Raw genomic sequence first — 21,379 nt, 5'->3', positions numbered from 1 at the left:
TGGGGGAAGCATGAGCACGGGAAGCCCAATGATTACTTTACGCCGGGTTGCGGTGTGTACGATGGTGAGTTTGTGGTTGGCGGGTTGTACGAATGATGCATCGACATCAGCCCCTATCAGTAGTGTGGGCGGTGGCGGAGCCGCTGCATCCGGCAACGCCGGAGCAAACGCCAGCCCTGAAGGGCGTATCGTTTACAACCGCAGTTACAATTCAATCCCCAAAGGGAGCTACAGCGGTAATACCTACACGGTAAAACGAGGCGATACGCTATTTTACATCGCGTGGATCACCGGGAACGATTTCCGTGACCTGGCGCAACGTAATAATATTCCTGAGCCATACAGTTTGAATGTGGGTCAAAGCATTCAGCTTGGTAATGGTTCTGCGAACGGAAACGGTGGCATGCTGGCGGCGACAGACGCAACCCGCGGCGGTGTTCCGAAGCCGCCTTCCACTACGCAGATACAAACTGCAACGGTTGATTCTCCATCAACTAACGCGTATTCTGATAATTCGGGTAAACAGAATGTAGGTAAAATGTTACCTGCAGCGGGTGCAGTAGCGGCAACCACCGCAGCAGCACCTGTTACCGCACCGGTCGTTGCTCCACCAGTGAGCAGCACCGTCAGTAACAGCTCGCCAGTGAGTAGCTGGAGATGGCCAACTGACGGTAAGATTATTGATAACTTTTCCTCATCAGAAGGTGGGAATAAAGGTGTCGATATCGCCGGCTCCCGTGGGCAGCCTATCTTCGCTACCGCCGATGGTCGCGTAGTGTACGCAGGCAACGCTTTACGGGGTTACGGTAATCTGATCATCATCAAACACAATGATGATTACCTGAGCGCCTACGCTCACAACGACACAATGCTGGTCCGGGAACAACAAGAAGTGAAGGCGGGTCAAAAAATAGCCACCATGGGTAGCACCGGAACCAGTTCAGTACGTTTGCATTTTGAAATTCGTTACAAGGGGAAATCCGTAAACCCGCTGCGTTTTCTTCCGCAGCGATAGATTGGGCAGAATACGCTGATATTCTGCTCGCGGTATCACGGGTAGGAGCAGCATATGAACCAAAATACGCTGAAAGTTAACGAGTTACAGGATGATGCGGATTTCGACGAGAACGCAACGGAAGCGGAGTCATTCGACGAAAAAGCACTGGTCGAAGAAGAGGCCAGTGAGAGTGATTTAGCGGAAGAAGAGTTGCTGTCTCAAGGCGTTACCCAACGCGTATTGGATGCGACGCAGCTCTATCTGGGTGAAATCGGTTATTCTCCGCTGCTTACCGCAGAGGAAGAGGTTTATTTTGCGCGGCGTGCACTGCGTGGTGACGTGCCGTCCCGCCGCCGAATGATCGAAAGCAACCTGCGGCTGGTGGTGAAAATCGCCCGTCGCTACAGTAATCGCGGCCTGGCGCTGCTGGATCTGATTGAAGAGGGCAACCTCGGTCTGATCCGTGCAGTGGAAAAGTTTGACCCGGAACGCGGTTTCCGTTTCTCAACTTACGCAACCTGGTGGATCCGTCAGACGATTGAACGGGCGATAATGAACCAAACCCGAACCATTCGTTTGCCTATCCATATCGTTAAAGAACTGAATGTCTATCTGCGCACGGCGCGCGAGCTTTCTCATAAACTGGATCATGAACCGAGCGCTGAAGAGATTGCCGAGCAACTCGACAAGCCGGTCGATGACGTCAGCCGTATGCTGCGTCTGAACGAACGTATCACTTCCGTCGATACGCCGTTGGGCGGTGATTCAGAGAAAGCGCTGCTGGACATTCTGGCTGACGAGAAAGACAACGGTCCGGAAGACACCACGCAAGACGATGACATGAAACAGAGCATCGTTAAGTGGCTGTTCGAACTGAACGCCAAGCAGCGTGAAGTGCTGGCTCGTCGTTTCGGCCTGTTGGGCTACGAAGCGGCGACGCTCGAAGATGTGGGCCGTGAAATTGGCCTGACTCGCGAACGCGTTCGTCAGATCCAGGTTGAAGGTTTGCGTCGCCTGCGTGAAATTCTGCAGTTGCAGGGCCTGAGCATTGAGGCGCTGTTCCGCGAATAACGTCGGCAGTTGAATCGCATCAAAATAAAAACGGTGAGCATAATGCTCACCGTTTTTTTATGCCCGTAGCGCTGGCGGATTTACACCATTTTCTTCAGGCGGTAAAGCCACTCCAGCGCCTGGCGCGGCGACAGAGAGTCCGGGTCCAGCGCCTCGAGCGCTTCCACCGCCGGCGAGGTTTCTTCATTCAGCAGCGTCATCTGTGTGGCGTCAACGGTACCGGAGGCGGTATGGCTGGAGATGGCTTCCAGCTCACGCAGCTTCTGGCGTGCGCGTTTGATCACCTCGCGCGGCACACCGGCCAGCGCCGCAACCGCCAGACCATAGCTTTTACTTGCCGCGCCGTCCTGCACGCTATGCATGAAGGCGATGGTGTCGCCATGTTCCAGTGCATCCAGGTGAACGTTAACCACACCTTCCATTTTCTCCGGCAGGGTCGTCAGTTCGAAGTAATGGGTGGCGAACAACGTCATGGCCTTAATGCGGCTGGCCAGGTTTTCTGCGCAAGCCCAGGCCAGGGAGAGGCCGTCGTAGGTCGACGTGCCGCGACCGATTTCATCCATCAATACCAGGCTGTGCTCGGTGGCGTTATGCAGAATATTGGCCGTCTCGGTCATCTCCACCATAAAGGTAGAGCGGCCGGAGGCCAGATCGTCCGCGGCGCCAACGCGGGTAAAGATACGGTCCACCGGGCCGATAACGGCTTTGGCTGCCGGCACGTAGCTGCCGATGTGCGCCATCAGAACGATCAGCGCCGTTTGACGCATATAGGTGCTTTTACCGCCCATGTTGGGGCCGGTAATGATCAGCATTCGACGCTGAGGCGACAGTGACAGCGGGTTGGCGATAAACGGCTCGCTCAGCACCTGCTCCACCACCGGGTGTCGGCCTTCGGTAATGCGCACGCCCGGCTGCTCGCTCATGGTCGGGCAGGTATAGTTCAGCGTTTCCGCACGCTCCGTCAGGTTAGCCAGTACGTCCAGTTCAGCCAGCGCAGCGGCGCTTTGCTGCAATTCCCCGAGGTGCGGCAGCAGCAAATCGAACAGTTCGTCATACAGGCCTTTCTCGATCGCCAGCGCTTTGCCTTTGGAGGTCAGGACCTTGTCTTCATACTCTTTCAGTTCAGGAATAATATAGCGTTCGGCGTTTTTCAGCGTCTGGCGGCGCACGTAGTGGATCGGTACCAGGTGGCTTTGTCCGCGGCTGACCTGGATGTAATAGCCGTGCACGCCGTTGAACCCCACCTTCAGCGTGTCCAGCCCCAGCTTTTCGCGTTCGCGGATCTCCAGCCGGTCGAGATAGTCGCTGGCGCCGTCGGCCAATGCGCGCCACTCATCCAGCTCGCTGTTGTAACCGGGGGCGATGACGCCGCCGTCGCGCACCAGCACAGGCGGGGCTTCAACCACCGCTCGTTCCAGCAGATCCTGCAGTTCATTAAACTGGCCGACTTGCGACAACAGATGTTGCACATGCGGAGTTTCCACACCCTGGAGCAGAGCGTGAATATCCGGCAATTGCTGGAATGCATGGCGCATGCGTGCCAAATCGCGCGGACGGGCAGTACGCAACGCCAGACGCGCCAGTATGCGTTCCAGATCGCCCACCTGTCGCAGCGAAGGCTGCAGATCGGCATACAGATCCTGCAGTGCGCCAATCGCCTGCTGGCGGTTGTTCAGTACCTTGATGTCGCGGGTCGGCATATGCAGCCAACGCTTGAGCATACGGCTGCCCATCGCCGTTACGGAGCGATCGAGAATGGCCGCCAACGTATTGTCGCTGCCGCCAGACAGGTTCTGGGTCAGTTCAAGATTACGACGCGTTGCGGCATCCATGATGATGCCGTCTTGCTGACGCTCCATGGTGATGCCGCGGATATGCGGCAATGCCGTGCGCTGAGTATCTTTGACGTACTGCAACAGACAGCCGGCGGCGCGCAATGCCTGATGGGCCTGTTCCACGCCAAAACCTGTGAGATCGCGGGTGCCAAATTGCAGGTTAAGCTGCTGTCGTGCGGTTTCGGGTTCAAACTCCCACAATGGACGACGGCGCAGGCCGTGGCGCTTCTCGATAAGCGCCATGTGTTCAAAGGTTTCCGGATAAAGCAGCTCGGCAGGATTGGTGCGCTGCAACTCGGCCGCCATGGTTTCAATGTCTTCCGGTTCGGCGACGCGAAAACGGCCGGAGCTGATGTCCAGCGTGGCGTAGCCAAAGCCTCTTGCGTCCTGCCAGATCGCCGCCAACAGGTTATCCTGGCGCTCCTGCAGCAGCGCCTCGTCGGTAATGGTGCCGGGCGTGACGATACGCACGACTTTGCGCTCGACCGGGCCTTTGCTGGTCGCCGGATCGCCGATTTGTTCGCAAATGGCGACGGACTCGCCGAGCTGAACCAGCTTGGCAAGGTAGTTTTCGATCGCGTGGTGCGGCACGCCGGCCATTGGGATTGGCTCACCCGCCGAAGCGCCGCGTTTGGTCAGCGAAATATCCAGCAGTTGAGAAGCGCGTTTGGCGTCATCGTAGAACAACTCATAGAAATCGCCCATGCGGTAGAACAGCAGAATTTCGGGATGCTGCGCTTTAAGGCGCAGGTACTGCTGCATCATCGGCGTGTGTGAATCGAGTTTATCGGTGCTGGTCATAACGTTACCGTTTCCAATCCATTGAATTTAAAGTTAATTGTGATCTTCATTGTCATCATTAGGTATCACGCCGTTTCACAAAAAATCACTAAATCTGTGGGTTGCGAGCAAAATAGACGATAGCTCATGTAAATCAATCAGTTGGTCTAAAACGGAGCTTATATGACAGGCAAACAGGCTGGCAAATTTTTGTCGCCCGGGTCATCAAGATGATGAGGCTTGCGTGTTACTTGAAGCGCTACGAATAGAGGACCTTTTTCCACCGCTATACTAGCCCAGTGGGCAATCCGCTGTCACAGGTAAAAATTGGAAGCTTTGCGCAAAGTTGGCTTGCAATGAAAGGATGAAGTTGCAGATCAATCTGCCGGTCGGCACCAAAGTTCCATGATTTTTCCCTTCGCTGTTTTACTTTCCCTTTCCGTTGGCGTATGCCCGTTCGCTACAGATTTTCGGATGCTCCCTGTACCGCGACATAATCAACTATGAACTATTTTATACTGTTACCTTGAAGGCTATAAGACAAAGCCGCCGATAAGGCATATATATAGCATGTGTATTTACAACTTATTGTTTATAGATAATATTTAATGGTTCTCTTCGTTTTTATTTCGTCATGTGTATTTATTTGTTAAGCCGATCACATAATTTTTTTGCCCGAAATGTGAAGAGGGTCAAGCTGTCAGGTCAAGGAGAGACGGTTATGTAGAGCGGTGAATTACTTATCCGCGCCCGCGGCTCCGTATACTGTTCGCAACCAGGGCAACATTCATGGAGTCTTCACAAGGAAAGTGCGTAGGGCAATCGTCATTGCATCTGGCATACAAATGACATGTGGCTTTTTTGATTATCTCAAGGTGCTTGGTATGGAAAAGAAAAAAATCTATCTGTTCTGTTCTGCCGGTATGTCCACCTCTCTGCTGGTTTCAAAAATGAAAGCGCAAGCGGAGAAGTACGAGGTGCCGGTGATCATTGCCGCTTATCCCGAAGCTCTGGCTGCGGAGAAAGGCGCTGAGGCAGATGTGATCCTGCTGGGGCCACAGATTGCCTACACGCTTGCCGAAGTGCAGAAACAGTTGCCGCATAAGCCGGTCGAAGTGATCGACTCCGTTTTGTACGGCAAACTCGATGGCCTTGGGGTGCTGAAGGCGGCGGTTGCCACAATAAAAAAAGCTAACCAATAAGGGGCGTTGCCGTGAATACGTTAATTGCCTCGTTGGAAAAGGTCATTCTGCCCTTTGCCGTGAAAATTGGTAAGCAACCCCATGTTAATGCCATCAAAAACGGGTTTATCCGGTTAATGCCGCTGACGCTGACCGGGGCGATGTTCGTTCTGATCAACAACGTGTTTCTCAGCTTCGGTGAGGGATCGTTCTTCTTCTCCCTGGGAGTGCGGTTGGATGCATCCACCATTGAAACGCTGAATGGCCTGAAAAGCATCGGCGGCAGCGTGTATAACGGCACCCTGGGGATCATGTCCCTGATGACGCCCTTTTTTATCAGTATGGCGTTAGCTGAGGAAAGAAAGGTTGATCCGCTGGCAGCCGCGTTGTTGGCCGTTGCGGCCTTCATGACCGTAACGCCGTTCAGCGTGGGTGAAGCCTACGCCGTGGGGGCGAACTGGCTGGGGGGCGCCAACATCATTTCCGGTATGGTGATCGGCCTGGTGGTGGCGGAGATGTTTGCCTTTGTGGTGCGCCGCAATTGGGTGATCAGCCTGCCGGACAGTGTACCTTCTTCGGTATCACGCTCTTTCTCCGCGTTGATCCCCGGCTTTATTATCCTGTCGATTATGGGCGTGCTGGCTTACTGCCTGACGCTGTGGGGCACCAACTTCCACCAAATCATTATGGACAGCATCTCGGCTCCGCTGGCGAAAATGGGCAGCGTGGTGGGGTGGGTGTATGTGATGTTCTCCTCGCTGCTGTGGTTCTTTGGGGTACATGGCTCGATGGCGCTGGCGGCGTTGGACAGCGGCATCATGACGCCATTCGCGCTGGAGAACGTGGAGCTTTACAACAAGTACGGTTCCGTCGAGGCGGCGGTTGCTGCGGGCAAAGAGTTCCACATGTGGGCGAAGCCGTTCGTCGACTCTTACATTTACCTTGGCGGGACCGGCTCGACGCTGGGGCTGATTATCGCCATCTTTATCGCCTCACGCCGCGAAGACTATCGTCAGGTTGCCAAGCTGGCTACCCCGTCGGGCATCTTCCAGATCAATGAACCTATCCTGTTTGGTCTGCCGGTGATTATGAACCCGGTGATGTTTATTCCGTTCATCCTGGTTCAACCGGTATTGACGATTATCACCACGGTGGCCTATTACACCGGGATGATCCCGCCCATCACCAACATTGCGCCCTGGACCATGCCGGTCGGGTTGGGAGCGTTCTTCAACACCAACGGCAGCATCGTCGCCATGTTGCTGAGTTTCTTCAACCTGGGCGTTGCGACCTTGATTTACCTGCCGTTCGTAATGATTTCCAACAAGGCGCAAAGCCAGATCGATCAGGCGACCGAGAGCGAAGAAGATATCGCCAAGGCGCTGAAATTCTAACTGTCGGAATGGGGCAGCGTCTGCTGCCCCGGTTTTAGGGGCGTTTGAATGAAATATCACTTTGCTGACGATTTCTGGTGGGGAAGCGCCACGTCTGCGCCACAGTCGGAAGGGGCCTCTGTGCAGGATGGCAAGAGCCGGAACATCTTCGATTACTGGCATGAGACCGCTCCCGAACGTTTTCATCATCAGGTGGGTCCCTCCGAGGCGTCCACGTTTTATGACAATTTCCGCGACGATATCCTGCTGTTAAAAACGCTTGGACATAACACCTTCAGAACGTCCATCTCCTGGTCCCGGCTGATCCCGGAGGGCGATGGCGAAGTGAACCCTAAAGCGGTCGCCTTCTACAATGCGCTGATTGATAGCCTGTTAGCGCAGGGCATCACGCCATTTATCAATCTCTACCACTTCGATATGCCGCTGTGCATGCAGCAGAAAGGCGGCTGGGAAAGCCGGGCTGTGGTCGAAGCCTATGCTCGCTACGCCAAAACTTGCTTCACCCTGTTCGGCGACAGAGTCACCCACTGGTTCACGTTCAATGAGCCGATTGTGCCGGTTGAGGCGGGCTATCTGAACGATCTGCATTATCCGTGCGTGGTCGATTTCAAAAGGGCCGTCGTGGTGGCTTACCACAGCGTTCTGGCGCACGCCAAAGCGGTGAGTCATTTCAGGGCGCTGGGTAACGAGGGCACGATAGGCATTATTTTGAACCTGAGTCCGACCTATCCCCGCTCGACCCGTCAGGAAGACCTCCTGGCAGCCAACTATGCGGATCTGTTGCTGAACAAGAGCTTCCTCGATCCAGTAACAAAAGGGCGTTATCCGCAAGAATTGGTGGATTTGCTGAAAGCCAACGGGCTGCAACCACAGACCGAGCCTGAGGATGCACAGCTGATTACCGACGGGGTTGTGGATATCCTGGGCGTCAATTATTACCAGCCTCGCAGGGTTAAAGCGAAAGAAGGTTTTCGGACCACCGATAGGGTGACGATGCCGGAAGATCTGTTCAGCTACTATGAGATGCCGGGCCGGAAGATTAACCCGCACCGGGGCTGGGAGATCTACGAAAAAGGGCTGTATGACATTCTGATGGACCTGAAAGAAAACTACGGCAATATTCCCTGCTATATTTCAGAAAATGGCATGGGCGTAGAGGGGGAGGAAGCCTTTATCGGCGCTTCCGGCCGGGTGGAGGATGACTATCGCATCGACTTTATACGCGATCATCTCAAATGGTTGCATCAGGCGCTGGCAGAGGGGTCTCAGTGCAAAGGGTATCACTTATGGACCTTTATTGACTGTTGGTCCTGGCTCAATGCCTATAAGAATCGCTACGGACTAGTCAGGCTGGATAGGGAAAACCAACAGCGCACGCTTAAAAAGAGCGGCTACTGGTTTGCCGAAACGGCCAGACAAAACGGTTTCGACTAATGGGAGCGTATGCGGTGACTGATAATCAGGTTTCGCTGAATGCGAACGACGTTAAGCTGATTCGGGAGCAGGATTTTTTTAACTGCAAAGACTTTCATCTGTTTATCTATAACAAGGTGGAGAGTGCGACCGGGCTGCATCAGCATGACTACTATGAGTTCACCATTGTCCTGAGCGGTAAATGCTATCAGGAGATCAACGGCAAGCGGGTGCTGTTGGAGCGGGGAGACTTTGTTTTTATCCCTATCGGCTCACGTCACCAAAGCTTTTACGAGTTTGGCGCCGCGAAAATTTTCAACGTGGCGGTCGGCAAGGTCTTCTTTGAGGAGCATTACCTGCAGCTTTTACCGCGCTGTTTTGTCGCCTCGCAGGCCTATAGCCTCAAGAACGAGTTTTTGGCCTATATCGAGTCGGTGGTCGGCTCACCGCAGTTTCGCGAAGATGATTTTGCCGAGTTCCTGGAAACGCTGACTTTTTATATCGTCAGCCGCATCCGTCATTACAAGGAAGAGTGCGGCGAAGGCGATGACATTCCCCAATGGCTGAAGAACACGCTGGCGGGCATGCATGATAAAGCGATGTTTGGCGAAAAGGCGCTACTGAATATGGTTGAGCTGTCGGGGAAAACGCAGGAATACCTGACCCGGGCGATGCGGCGTTACTACCATAAAACGCCGATGCAGGTGATTAATGAAATCCGCATCAATTTCGCCAAAACGCAGCTTGAGGTGACGAACTATTCCGTGTCGGATATTGCCTTCGATTCAGGCTACGGTGACGTGAGCCTGTTTATTAAAAACTTTAAAAGACTCACCGAAGTCACCCCGGGCAATTACCGAAAAAAGTTCTACGGCCCTATTTAGGGCCGCTCCCGATAAGCATTAACGCCGATATTCCGAATACCTTTCAGGCCACTCATAGCCTGATGAAATAAGTTTCTTTGTAGACGTGAAGGGGACCTGTCGTACCAGACAGACGGCTTCCCCTTGCCAAAAATTTGTTAAATGGATGCCAAAATGGAAAAGTTACTGATAGTGAACGCCGACGATTTTGGCCTGAGCAAGGGCCAGAACTACGGCATTATCGAGGCGTTTCACTACGGGGTGGTCTCTTCAACTACCGCCATGGTGAATGGTGAGGATGTACACCACGCGGCGCAGTTAAACAGGATTTTTCCTGGGCTGCAGGTGGGGCTGCACTTTGTGTTGACTCATGGGCGCCCCTTGACCGTCATGCCGTCATTGGTCAATGAGCGGGGGGAATTGGGTAAGTGGCTGTGGGAAAGGGCCGAATCTGCAATGTTGGATTTGGACGAAATCTACAATGAGCTGGTAGGGCAGTACGACAAGTTTACGGCCGTTTTCGGTAAAGCGCCGACTCATATCGACAGCCACCATCATGCGCACATGCTGCCGCAGATCTATCCGTTGGTGGAAGCCTTCGCTCAGTCCAAATCCATTCCGCTGCGTATTGACCGCCAGGCAGTGGATCGACAAGGAATTCCGTTGCGTTGTGATCGCAGCACCGAGTGGTTTGATTCGGGTTTTTATGGCGAGGCTATATCCGAAGCCCTGTTTTTGCAGGTGCTTGACCGGGCCGACGAACGTGGCGTCGGCTCAGTAGAGTTGATGTGCCACCCGGCATTCCTGGATAAGACTCTGTTGGAGAGCAAATACTGCTATCCGCGGCTTGCGGAGGTGGAGGTATTGACCGCGCCAGGCATTAAAAACGCGATTGCGGAGCGCGGTTACCGCCTGGGATCCTTCCTGGATCTGTGATGCGCGGATACCGGCTTCAAGAAGGGGCCGATGATTAAAGCATCGAGTGGGCCTTTTTCAACCCCGTATCTTCATCGGGGTCTGCGCCCTGCGGGATGGGCTCCTCCGCTGCCGGCGTTTCGCTGGGTTGATCATCTACCGGATCCGGTGCGGCCTCCGGAGGCGGCATGGTATCGTGGATGATCTGCTCATCGAAGGTTGGGTTCAGTGCCGGGGAAAGCGGCGAACTGGTCAGACTGTCCGGCAGGGGAATATGCGGTAACGGCGCATCCTGCACAAACTGCGATTCGTCTTCTTTTACCGTACGGCTAAAGGCCACCAACAGCACGCCGCAAAGCGAGAAGAACGCATACAGAATGTTGCCGCCCAGGGGCTGAATCAGCGCACCGACCGCCAGTGGCCCGATGCTGGCACCGACGCCGAATGCCATCAGCAAACAGGCTGCCAACGATACGCGTCGCTCAGGTTCGATCAGATCGTTCGCCAATGCCACGACCAGTGGATACAGCGTGAATTGCAGCATGCTGACGATAAACCCCACCACCAGCAGCACCGGAAAATCAATGTGTGGCACCAGAGCCAGCGGCAGCGCCGCCACGATCAGTAAAATGGCATTGATGCGCATCAACAGCGTACGGTTATAGTGATCTGACAGCCAACTGAGCGGGAACTGCGCCACCAGCCCGGCAAAGATGGAGATCGCCATAAACAGGCCGGTTTGTTGGGTAGTTAGCGCCTGCATGCTGGCGTAGACCGGCGCCAGCCCATAGAAAGAGCCGACGACCATGCCGATCACCAGCGTGGTCGCCAGTACCTTGGGAATGGCGCCGATAAAATAGCGCAGTTCCATTGGCGCCGGTGACATATGACGCGCATTGGTGCGGGTGGTGAGGGCGATTGGCACCAGACAGAGTGCAAAACACAGTGCGATCACCAACAAAGTGGTGATGCCGAGATTGGTCTGCAGCATCAGAACCACCTGGCCCAGCGACATGCCCAGGTAGGTAGCCGCCATGTAGAAACCGAAAACCCTACCGCGCTGATTGGATTCCGATTGGTCGTTCAGCCAACTCTCCAGCACCATAAACTGACACATCATGCACAGGCCGATAATCAGGCGCAGCACCACCCAGGCCGGAATGTATTCCGTCAGGCCGTGCCCCAGTACTGCGGCGGTAATGATGCCGGCGCAGGAGACGTAAGCGCGGATATGGCCGACGCGGGCAATCAGGAAATGACCGACTTTACCGCCGATCACCAGGCCGATGTAGTTGGCGGCGATAATCGCGCCGATCAGCGCGCCGGTGACGTGGATTGAGGTTAAGCGCAGGGAGATGTAAGTGGTGAGCAACCCTGAACCCAGCAACATCAGCAGGGTGGTGGTATACAACGGAAAGAAGACGCCTAACGTTTTTTTCACTCTATCATCCTAATCTTTTGTCCTGGTTTGCCTGGGGCCAGCCATGCCGGCAGCATAGACAGCCCTGTGAGATCCCTCATCTGGAAACGCCTCTCGTAACCCGCGCGTTACATTTGATACTAGCAGTTTGACCCACGGCTTAACACTGCCTCTCCTGCGAAGCACTGCGCATTTATGTCATCGCGCCGTCGGCCAGGCATTGATAAGTGCTACTATCGGGCGCATATACCTGATTCGCTATGGAGGGGTTATGAGTGAAAATCAACTGCGAGAACTCAGCATTGCCGTAGGGGAAAAACTGAAGGCCAAAGGTCTGTGGATCACCTGTGCGGAATCCTGTACCGGCGGCGGCATCGCCAAAGCCATTACTGACATTGCCGGCAGCTCCGCCTACTTCGATCGTGGGTTCGTCACCTACAGCAACGCGGCGAAACACGAGTTGCTGGGCGTGGCTGAAGCGACTCTTGCCGCCCACGGTGCCGTGAGCGAGGAAGTGGTTCGCGAGATGGCGCAGGGGGCATTACACGCGGCGCAGGCCAGCCTGGCGCTGTCGGTCAGCGGCATTGCCGGCCCGGACGGCGGCAGTGCGGAAAAACCGGTGGGTACCGTATGGTTTGGTTTCGCCGAACGCTCTGGGCAGGTGTTGGCGCACAAGATGCAATTTGCCGGCGATCGTGATGCAGTGCGGCTTCAGGCGACGATCTTCGCGCTGCAAACCGCACTTGACGAATTTTTGTAAAATTAGGCTTGATACTGTATGACCATACAGTATAATTAGCGACATTTCCTGCACAACATACATTCCGTGGCAGTGTGGGGTAACACCGGCATTGCGAAACGAAGGAGCAAAAATGGCTATTGATGAGAACAAGCAAAAGGCGTTAGCTGCGGCACTGGGCCAGATTGAGAAACAGTTCGGCAAAGGCTCCATCATGCGTCTGGGTGAAGACCGTTCTATGGATGTAGAAACGATCTCTACCGGCTCACTGTCACTCGATATCGCACTGGGTGCGGGCGGCCTGCCAATGGGCCGTATCGTTGAAATTTATGGCCCGGAATCCTCCGGTAAAACCACTCTGACGCTGCAGGTTATCGCTGCCGCACAGCGCGAAGGCAAAACCTGCGCATTTATCGATGCCGAACACGCGCTGGACCCGATTTATGCCAAAAAACTGGGCGTCGATATCGACAACCTGCTGTGTTCCCAGCCGGACACCGGTGAGCAGGCTCTGGAAATTTGTGATGCCTTGACCCGTTCTGGTGCGGTTGATGTGATCATCGTTGACTCCGTAGCGGCGTTGACGCCAAAAGCGGAAATTGAAGGTGAAATCGGTGACTCACACATGGGCCTTGCGGCACGTATGATGAGCCAGGCGATGCGTAAGCTGGCCGGTAACCTGAAAAACGCCAACACGCTGCTGATCTTCATCAACCAGATCCGTATGAAAATCGGTGTCATGTTCGGTAACCCGGAAACCACCACCGGCGGTAACGCACTGAAATTCTATGCCTCCGTTCGTCTGGATATCCGCCGTATCGGTGCGGTTAAAGAAGGCGATGAAGTGGTGGGCAGTGAAACCCGCGTTAAAGTGGTGAAAAACAAAATCGCTGCGCCATTCAAGCAGGCTGAGTTCCAAATTCTGTACGGTGAAGGCATCAACAGCCGCGGTGAACTGGTCGATCTGGGCGTTAAGCACAAGATGATCGAGAAAGCCGGCGCCTGGTATAGTTACAACGGCGATAAAATCGGTCAGGGCAAGGCGAATGCCTGCAACTTCCTGAAAGAAAACCCGGCTGTTGCCGCTGAGTTGGACAAAAAACTGCGCGATCTGCTGCTGCACAGCAACGGTGAACTGGTTACTGCTACCAATGAAAGCTTCGATGATGGCGAAGCTGAAACCAGCGAAGAGTTTTAATCGCTGTTGAGGCTGGTGCGTGTCGTTTAGGCAGCACCAGCGTCGATTAAATCAGGCTTGAATAATGAATGATTTGCTGAGCCGCGCAATGCGCCTGCTGTCGCAACGCGATCATAGTGAAGCTGAACTGCGCCGCAAACTTGCGGCGCAGCCATTTATGGCGAAAGCCAGATTCGGCTCCAAGACCCCCAGCCCCTCAGCACCTCCTCCTGAAGAACCCGTAGATCCCGCCGTTATCGAACAGGTTATTGCCTATTGTTACCAGCACAACTGGCTGGACGATCAACGCTTTGCCCGCAGTTATATCGGCAGTCGCAGCCGTAAAGGTTACGGCGCGCAGCGCATTCGCTCGGAACTGATGCAAAAGGGCGTGGATAAAGAGCTGACTCAGACGGCGCTGGCAGACTGTGATATCGACTGGTGTGAACAAGCCAAACTGGTGGCGCAGCGTAAATTTGGCGACGAGCTGCCAACGGACTGGAAAGAGAAAGCCAAAGTGCAGCGTTATCTGCTCTATCGGGGCTTCTTTCAGGAAGAAATTCAGTCAATTTACCGTGATTTTGCGCAATGAGCGCACACGGGGTTTTACTTCCCTCTGAAGAAAATTTATCTTATCCCCACTTTTTGTTCGTGAGCCAGATGCCATCGTCAGGATGCCGCGCTCTTGCTCACGTGTCGTTATTCTAGCCTTTCCGGGAAAATTATGAGCAAGAGCACCGCTGAGATCCGTCAAGCGTTTCTCGATTTCTTTCATAGTAAAGGCCACCAGGTTGTAGCGAGCAGCTCCCTGGTACCTAACAATGATCCGACATTGTTGTTTACCAATGCCGGCATGAACCAATTTAAAGATGTTTTCCTGGGGCTGGACAAGCGTGCCTATTCCCGCGCCACTACCTCACAGCGTTGCGTGCGTGCGGGCGGTAAGCATAACGATCTGGAGAACGTCGGTTATACCGCGCGTCACCATACGTTCTTTGAAATGCTGGGTAACTTCAGCTTCGGCGACTATTTCAAACACGATGCCATCAGCTACGCATGGGAACTGTTGACCGGCGAAAACTGGTTTAACCTGCCGAAAGAAAGGTTGTGGGTGACCGTTTATGAAACCGATGACGAAGCCTTCGACATCTGGCAGAAGCAGATTGGCGTACCGGCGGAACGCATTATCCGTATCGGCGACAACAAGGGGGCGGCCTTCGCGTCCGACAATTTCTGGCAAATGGGCGATACCGGCCCATGTGGCCCGTGCACCGAGATCTTCTACGATCACGGCGATCACATCTGGGGTGGCCCGCCAGGCAGCGCGGAAGAGGATGGCGATCGTTACATCGAGATCTGGAACATCGTTTTCATGCAGTTCAACCGTCAATCTGACGGTACTATGTTGCCTCTGCCAAAACCTTCGGTAGATACCGGTATGGGCCTGGAACGCATTGCCGCGGTGCTGCAGCATGTGAACTCCAACTATGAAATCGATCTGTTCAGCAAGCTGATTACCGCTGTGGCGGAAGTGACCGGCGCGGTTGATTTGGATAACAAATCCCTGCGTGTTATCGCCGACCATATCCGTTCCTGCGCCTTCCTGGTGTCAGACGGCGTAATGCCGTCAAGCGAAGGCCGCGGCTACGTGCTGCGTCGCATCATCCGTCGCGCTATCCGCCATGGCAACATGCTGGGCGCGAAGGAGAGCTTCTTCTATAAACTGGTTGCGCCGCTGATCGAAGTCATGGGCCCGGCAGCCGACGAATTGAAGCGTCAGCAATCGCTGGTTGAGAAAGTGTTGAAAACCGAAGAAGACCAGTTTGCCCGTACGTTGGAGCGTGGTCTGGCGTTGTTGGATGAAGAACTGGCCAATCTGCAGGGCGATACCCTGGATGGAGAAGCCGCCTTCCGCCTGTATGACACTTACGGTTTCCCGGTCGATTTAACCGCAGACGTGTGCCGTGAGCGCGGTTTGAAAGTGGATGAAGCCGGCTTCGAACAAGCTATGGAAGCGCAGCGCCGCCGTGCGCGCGAGTCCAGCGGCTTCGGTGCTGACTACAACAGCATGATCCGCGTTGATGGCGCCAGCCAGTTCAGCGGGTATGACCACGAAGAACAGCAGGCTACAGTGACGGCGTTGTTCCGCGACGGCCAGCCGGTGGATGAGATCCACGCGGGCGAAGAGGCTGTTGTCGTACTGGATGAAACGCCATTCTACGGTGAGTCAGGTGGTCAGGTTGGTGACAAAGGCGTGCTGAAAGCCGCCGGCGCGGACTTTGTGGTTAGCGATACGCAGAAATACGGCCAGGCTATCGGGCATCAGGGCAAGTTGTCCCATGGCGTGCTGAAGGTGAAGGATCGCGTCGATGCGCAGATTGATATCGCCCGCCGTAACCGTATTCGTTTGAACCACTCAGCTACCCACCTGCTGCATGCCGCATTGCGTCAGACGCTGGGCGAGCACGTGGCGCAGAAAGGCTCGCTGGTTAACGATAAATATCTGCGTTTCGATTTCTCGCATTTTGAAGCGATGAAACCGGAACAAATCCGCGTTGTGGAAGATTTGGTTAACCAGCAGGTGCGTCGTAACCTGCCGGTGCAAACCGAAGTGATGGCGCTGGACGATGCCAAAGAGAAGGGCGCGATGGCGCTGTTTGGCGAGAAGTACGACGACAGCGTACGTGTACTGACCATGGGTGACTTCTCTACCGAACTGTGTGGCGGTACTCACGCCAGCCGTACCGGTGATATCGGCCTGTTCCGCATTCTGACCGAATCAGGTACCGCAGCGGGTATTCGCCGTATTGAAGCCGTAACCGGCGAGGGCGCAATTGCGACCCTTCATCAGCAAAACGATCTGTTACAGGACGTTGCGCAGCTGGTGAAAGGTGACAATAGCAACCTGACGGACAAGGTGCGTGCGGTGCTGGATCGTACTCGCGCACTGGAGAAAGAGTTGCAGCAGTTGAAAGATCAGCAGGCTGCGCAGGAAAGCGCTTCGTTGTCCAGCCAGGCGAAAAAAGTCAATGGCGTGCAGCTGTTGGTCAGCCAGCTTGATAACGTTGAGGCGAAAATGCTGCGGACCATGGTTGACGATCTTAAAAATCAGCTGGGTTCCGCAATTATCGTGCTGGCCACTACGGCTGACGATAAGGTTAGCCTGATTGCCGGCGTGACCAAAGATTTGACCGACCGGGTGAAAGCCGGCGAGTTGATCGGCCACGTAGCGCAGCAGGTTGGCGGCAAAGGGGGTGGGCGCCCCGATATGGCGCAGGCCGGGGGTACCGATGTCGGTGCCCTGCCTGCGGCCTTAAACAGCGTAGAGGCCTGGGTGGCTTCGAAACTGTGAATATAAATAAATAGCACTTATAAACGCCATAACTCATTGCTGATTATGGCGTTTTTAGCCTGTGCTAACACAATTTAGTTACAATTCCGGGAACAAAGTTTTTCAGGTCGGCTAAACTTATTATTATCTGAGGTGAGACCAAGCCTGCTTACACTTATTGTGGGTTAGATGGCTTACGTTTTCGCAGCATATGATGGATAATGACGGGGAAACTGAGAGACCCGACTCTTTTAATCTTTCAAGGAGCAAAGAATGTTAATTCTGACTCGTCGAGTTGGTGAAACCCTCATGATTGGCGATGAGGTCACTGTCACAGTGTTAGGGGTCAAGGGCAACCAGGTTCGTATTGGTGTGAATGCCCCTAAAGAGGTGTCAGTGCACCGCGAAGAAATCTATCAGCGCATTCAGGCAGAGAAGTCTCAACAGACGACCTTCTGATTTCGAAGCAGCGTCTCGTTGCTTGGCGAGACGCTACTGTGCTTTTTTGTGCCCATCATTATCCTTTCCCGCTTTCTTCTTCTCATTTCCCGATTGCAGCCATTCGCTTTGTTTGCGGTTTTACCTTGGTTGCCTGTTGATAAAACACTCCTTTTGCCGTGAAATTGCCCATGTTGAGCGTGAATTGCTCAAACGCACGTGAGTTGGGAAAAATTGTTTGACTTAAAAGTCGGAGAAAGTAATATGTGCGCCACGCAGTGCCGATGAGCTTCTCTAAAGCAAGTTAGGCACAATTCGAAAGAAGCGTATGGTGAGGTGGCCGAGAGGCTGAAGGCGCTCCCCTGCTAAGGGAGTATGCGGTCAAAAGCTGCATCCGGGGTTCGAATCCCCGCCTCACCGCCATTTGCATCCATAGCTCAGCTGGATAGAGTACTCGGCTACGAACCGAGCGGTCGGAGGTTCGAATCCTCCTGGATGCACCATATTTTGCAGTATGGTGGGGTAGTAAAACGTACCATACGGTATCAAAAAAGAATTCCTGTGCATCCATAGCTCAGCTGGATAGAGTACTCGGCTACGAACCGAGCGGTCGGAGGTTCGAATCCTCCTGGATGCACCATTCTTTCTGTCAAACTTGTTTCTTCAAGCAGACAAAACAAAAATAGTAATGCATCCATAGCTCAGCTGGATAGAGTACTCGGCTACGAACCGAGCGGTCGGAGGTTCGAATCCTCCTGGATGCACCATCTAAGAAAAACCCGCTTCGGCGGGTTTTTCGCTTTTCTGACCGCTAGGAGAGCGGTTGGAGGTTCGAGCCGAGCGCAGCGAGACAACGTTGCTTCAGCAACGGCCCGCAGGGAGAGGCGCAGCCGAATCATCCTCCTGGATGCACCATCTAAGAAAAAACCGCTTCGGCGGGTTTTTCGCTTTTCCGGCTTTGGCAAAATACTTTCAGCACTTCTCTTCTCACCGGACTTTTCGCAGAGCACATTCCGCCATTACGCGATCAGCGACAACCTTCCGGCTTTACGCTAAAGTAGTTTTCTTTCCTCAACGATCATGGAGTAACGATGTACGACCGCTATCAGGGTCTGATCTTCGACATGGACGGCACTATCCTTGATACCGAGCCGACGCACCGTAAAGCGTGGCATGAGGTGTTGGCCCGTTACGGTATGACGTTTGATGAAGCGGCTATGGTGGCGCTGAACGGTTCTCCGAGCTGGCGCATTGCCCAGTCGATTATTACCCGCCATCAGGCCGATCTCGATCCCCATCAACTGGCTGCGGAGAAAACCCGTGCGGTGGAAACTATGCTGCTGGATACCGTGCGCCCATTGCCGCTGATTGAGGTAGTCAAAGCCTATCACGGCCGTCGTCCAATGGCGGTTGGCACCGGCAGCGAACACCGTATGGCGGAGTCTTTGCTACGCCATTTGGGCCTGTTCCACTGTTTTGATGCGATCGTGGGTGCCGATGACGTACTGCGGTACAAGCCCGAACCCGATACTTTCCTGCGTTGCGCCGAGCTGATGGGTGTGCCGCCGGAAAAATGCGTGGTGTTTGAAGACGCAGATTTCGGTATTCAGGCGGCGAAAAGCGCCAATATGGCTGTCGTAGACGTTCGCACGCTTTGAGTAGTACGCTGGCGGTTATGTCGTTATTCGGCAGCAGCTTCCTCAGTGCGACGCTGCTGCCGGGAAATTCAGAGATTGTTTTGGTTGCCTTGCTGACCAACAGCCGTGTCTCACCGGAATTACTGGTGTTGGCCGCGACGTTGGGGAATACGCTCGGTGGGTTGACCAATGTCATTATAGGACGCTTGTTGCCGGCGTTGAAACCGCAGCGGGGGCTGGAGACAGCGCTCGGGTGGATGAAGCGCTTTGGCCCGGCTGCGCTGTTGCTCAGTTGGGTGCCGGTAGTGGGCGATTTGTTGTGCGTGTTGGCAGGTTGGCTGCGCATGCCCTGGGGCCCTGTAGCGCTGTTTCTGTGTATCGGAAAGGCGCTGCGTTACATCATTTTGACTATGATAACGTTACAGGGAATGGCCTGGTGGCATTAACGAAGTGAATATAACTCAATATTCACTCGGGTGCAGATTCAGTATGCTTACGAGTTATTGTTTTTAGAAGCGGGAGGTCAATTTGATCCCGGACGTATCACAGGCGCTTTCTTGGTTGGAAGCCCATCCCCATGCATTAAAAGGTATTCGTCGCGGCATTGAGCGTGAAACGCTGCGTGTCACTGCGGACGGAAAACTGGCGACAACCGGACATCCGGAAAAGTTGGGGGCGGCATTAACGCACCATTGGATTACTACAGACTTTGCCGAGGCGCTGTTAGAGTTTATTACGCCGGTTGACGATAACCTCGACCATCTGTTGACGTTCCTGCGCGATATCCATCGTCACGTGGCGCGTAATCTGGGTGATGAACGCATGTGGCCGCTCAGCATGCCGTGCTTTATTGAAGCCGAGCAAGACATTGAGCTGGCGCAGTTCGGTTCGTCGAATATTGGCCGCATGAAAACGCTGTACCGTGAAGGATTGAAAAATCGCTACGGTGCGTTGATGCAGACCATTTCCGGCGTGCATTACAATTTCTCGCTGCCGCTGGAGTTCTGGCAGGCATGGGCCGGCGTTCAAGACGCAGAAAGCGGTAAAGAGCAGATTTCTGCGGGCTACTTCCGCTTGATCCGCAATTACTACCGTTTTGGCTGGGTGATCCCGTATTTGTTCGGCGCGTCGCCGGCGATCTGTTCCTCGTTCCTGAAAGGGCGTGAAACCGCATTGCCGTTCGAGCGTACTGAACAGGGGATGTGCTATCTGCCGTATGCCACTTCGCTGCGATTGAGCGACCTGGGCTATACCAATAAATCTCAGAGCAATCTGGGCATTACCTTCAACGATCTGCAAAGTTATGTCGCCGGTCTGAAGCGGGCGATTGTCACGCCTTCCGAAGAGTTCGCCGAATTGGGTGTAAAGGACGGCGATCGTTACCTGCAATTGAACAGTAACGTGCTGCAGATTGAAAATGAACTGTATGCGCCGATCCGGCCGAAGCGCGTGACCAAAAGCGGTGAGACGCCGTCAGATGCGCTGCTGCGCGGCGGTATCGAATATATCGAAGTTCGTTCGCTGGACATCAACCCGTTCTCGCCAATCGGCGTGGATGCGGTGCAGGCGCGCTTCCTGGACCTGTTCCTGGTGTGGTGTGTACTGGCCGATGCGCCAGAGATGAACAGTGATGAACTGCTGTGCACGCGCAAAAACTGGAATCGGGTGATCCTCGAAGGACGCAAGCCTGGCCAAACCATAGGTATGGGCTGTGATGACAGCCGTGAGCCGCTGGAGAAAGTCGGTAAGGCGTTGTTTGACGATCTGCGACGCGTAGCTGAGGTGCTGGATAGCGAAGCCGGCGATCGCCAGTATCAGCAAGTTTGCGATGAACTGGTTGCGGCGTTTGACGATCCGGAGCTGACGTTCTCTGCTCGAATCCTGAAAGCGATGAAGGAAGAGGGAACCGGCCGTGTGGGCTTGCAATTGGCCGAGCAGTACCGTCAGATGCTGATGGAAGAGCCGTTGGAAATTCTGACCGAAGCCGATCTGGCGAAGGAACAGGAAGCCTCATGGCAGCGTCAACGCGACATAGAAGCCAGCGATACGCTAAGCTTTGAAGAGTTCCTGAAGCAACACGGCGGGGGCTGAAAAAGAAAAAGGCCACATCAATGTGGCCAAATATGCATCTCTGATGACAGGGATGATGATAACAAATGCGCGTCTTTCACATACTCAGACTCGCTGG

Annotated in this window: 17 protein-coding genes, 4 tRNA genes and 1 other RNA gene; 20 read left to right on the top strand and 2 right to left on the bottom strand. The window is 54.2% G+C overall.

Going from position 1 to position 21,379, the window contains the following annotated elements; translation table 11 throughout:
• Nucleotides 1–28: 28 nt before the first annotated feature.
• A complete protein-coding gene (gene nlpD, locus ACUTSW_RS14945; protein WP_062791335.1) occupies nucleotides 29–1,015 on the top strand; it encodes a murein hydrolase activator NlpD in 987 nt (328 codons plus the stop codon).
• A 54-nt stretch (nucleotides 1,016–1,069) separates the two neighbouring features.
• Nucleotides 1,070–2,068 (top strand): RNA polymerase sigma factor RpoS, encoded by a 999-nt coding sequence (gene rpoS, locus ACUTSW_RS14940; RefSeq protein WP_004950287.1) that lies wholly within the window; start codon nucleotides 1,070–1,072, stop codon nucleotides 2,066–2,068.
• 80 nt (nucleotides 2,069–2,148) lie between these two features.
• Here the strand turns inward: rpoS and mutS are convergent, their stop codons facing one another.
• Entirely contained in the window at nucleotides 2,149–4,704 is a 2,556-nt protein-coding gene (mutS, locus tag ACUTSW_RS14935) for a DNA mismatch repair protein MutS (RefSeq protein ID WP_062869665.1), read from the bottom strand.
• 863 nt (nucleotides 4,705–5,567) lie between these two features.
• On the opposite strand from mutS, the gene ACUTSW_RS14930 reads away from it, so the two are divergent.
• The 5 genes from ACUTSW_RS14930 (at nucleotide 5,568) to chbG (ending at nucleotide 10,470) form a co-directional block, all read left to right on the top strand.
• On the top strand, nucleotides 5,568–5,885 hold the full coding sequence (locus ACUTSW_RS14930; RefSeq protein WP_006317708.1) for a PTS sugar transporter subunit IIB: 318 nt from the start codon (nucleotides 5,568–5,570) through the stop codon (nucleotides 5,883–5,885).
• A gap of 11 nt (nucleotides 5,886–5,896) precedes the next feature.
• The gene (gene chbC / locus ACUTSW_RS14925; RefSeq protein WP_013811541.1) at nucleotides 5,897–7,258 is read left to right on the top strand and encodes a PTS N,N'-diacetylchitobiose transporter subunit IIC; all 1,362 of its coding nucleotides are present in this window, start codon (nucleotides 5,897–5,899) and stop codon (nucleotides 7,256–7,258) included.
• Between the two features lie 48 nt (nucleotides 7,259–7,306).
• Complete coding sequence (locus tag ACUTSW_RS14920) at nucleotides 7,307–8,692, top strand: glycoside hydrolase family 1 protein (protein ID WP_445584773.1); 1,386 nt, start codon at nucleotides 7,307–7,309, stop codon at nucleotides 8,690–8,692.
• Nucleotides 8,692–9,555 (top strand): transcriptional regulator ChbR, encoded by an 864-nt coding sequence (gene chbR / locus ACUTSW_RS14915; protein ID WP_013811543.1) that lies wholly within the window; start codon nucleotides 8,692–8,694, stop codon nucleotides 9,553–9,555. Before ACUTSW_RS14920 ends, chbR begins: the two co-directional genes overlap by 1 nt.
• A 153-nt stretch (nucleotides 9,556–9,708) precedes the next feature.
• Nucleotides 9,709–10,470 (top strand): chitin disaccharide deacetylase, encoded by a 762-nt coding sequence (gene chbG, locus ACUTSW_RS14910; RefSeq protein WP_445584772.1) that lies wholly within the window; start codon nucleotides 9,709–9,711, stop codon nucleotides 10,468–10,470.
• Between the two features lie 34 nt (nucleotides 10,471–10,504).
• On the opposite strand, the gene ACUTSW_RS14905 is transcribed toward chbG, so the two are convergent.
• A complete protein-coding gene (locus tag ACUTSW_RS14905; RefSeq protein ID WP_006323665.1) occupies nucleotides 10,505–11,890 on the bottom strand; it encodes an MFS transporter in 1,386 nt (461 codons plus the stop codon).
• 250 nt (nucleotides 11,891–12,140) lie between these two features.
• On the opposite strand from ACUTSW_RS14905, the gene pncC reads away from it, so the two are divergent.
• From pncC to gshA, 13 genes are all read left to right on the top strand, one after another.
• A complete protein-coding gene (gene pncC / locus ACUTSW_RS14900; protein ID WP_013811546.1) occupies nucleotides 12,141–12,629 on the top strand; it encodes a nicotinamide-nucleotide amidase in 489 nt (162 codons plus the stop codon).
• 112 nt (nucleotides 12,630–12,741) lie between these two features.
• On the top strand, nucleotides 12,742–13,806 hold the full coding sequence (gene recA / locus ACUTSW_RS14895) for a recombinase RecA (RefSeq protein ID WP_004950320.1): 1,065 nt from the start codon (nucleotides 12,742–12,744) through the stop codon (nucleotides 13,804–13,806).
• 64 nt (nucleotides 13,807–13,870) lie between these two features.
• Entirely contained in the window at nucleotides 13,871–14,377 is a 507-nt protein-coding gene (recX, locus tag ACUTSW_RS14890) for a recombination regulator RecX (RefSeq protein ID WP_004950322.1), read from the top strand.
• Between the two features lie 132 nt (nucleotides 14,378–14,509).
• Entirely contained in the window at nucleotides 14,510–17,137 is a 2,628-nt protein-coding gene (alaS, locus tag ACUTSW_RS14885) for an alanine--tRNA ligase (protein WP_445584771.1), read from the top strand.
• A gap of 252 nt (nucleotides 17,138–17,389) precedes the next feature.
• Nucleotides 17,390–17,575, top strand: a complete 186-nt coding sequence (gene csrA / locus ACUTSW_RS14880; protein WP_004950328.1) for a carbon storage regulator CsrA — start codon at nucleotides 17,390–17,392, stop codon at nucleotides 17,573–17,575.
• A 309-nt stretch (nucleotides 17,576–17,884) separates the two neighbouring features.
• Nucleotides 17,885–17,977, top strand: a tRNA-Ser gene (locus ACUTSW_RS14875).
• A gap of 3 nt (nucleotides 17,978–17,980) precedes the next feature.
• Nucleotides 17,981–18,057 (top strand) — tRNA-Arg (locus ACUTSW_RS14870).
• A gap of 60 nt (nucleotides 18,058–18,117) precedes the next feature.
• Nucleotides 18,118–18,194, top strand: a tRNA-Arg gene (locus tag ACUTSW_RS14865).
• Nucleotides 18,195–18,244: 50 nt separating this feature from the next.
• Nucleotides 18,245–18,321: transfer RNA gene (locus tag ACUTSW_RS14860), tRNA-Arg, on the top strand.
• Nucleotides 18,322–18,352: 31 nt separating this feature from the next.
• Nucleotides 18,353–18,469, top strand: a non-coding RNA gene (locus ACUTSW_RS14855) — RtT sRNA.
• A gap of 176 nt (nucleotides 18,470–18,645) precedes the next feature.
• The gene (gene yqaB / locus ACUTSW_RS14850; protein WP_445584770.1) at nucleotides 18,646–19,212 is read left to right on the top strand and encodes a fructose-1-phosphate/6-phosphogluconate phosphatase; all 567 of its coding nucleotides are present in this window, start codon (nucleotides 18,646–18,648) and stop codon (nucleotides 19,210–19,212) included.
• The gene (locus ACUTSW_RS14845; RefSeq protein WP_037430245.1) at nucleotides 19,209–19,637 is read left to right on the top strand and encodes a YqaA family protein; all 429 of its coding nucleotides are present in this window, start codon (nucleotides 19,209–19,211) and stop codon (nucleotides 19,635–19,637) included. The genes yqaB and ACUTSW_RS14845 overlap by 4 nt, the downstream gene beginning before the upstream one ends.
• An 82-nt stretch (nucleotides 19,638–19,719) precedes the next feature.
• Complete coding sequence (gene gshA, locus ACUTSW_RS14840) at nucleotides 19,720–21,282, top strand: glutamate--cysteine ligase (protein WP_445584769.1); 1,563 nt, start codon at nucleotides 19,720–19,722, stop codon at nucleotides 21,280–21,282.
• Nucleotides 21,283–21,379 lie beyond the last annotated feature (97 nt).

The sequence above is a fragment of the Serratia sp. TSA_198.1 genome (assembly GCF_052686505.1).
This window is presented reverse-complemented; position numbering and strand designations above follow the sequence as displayed.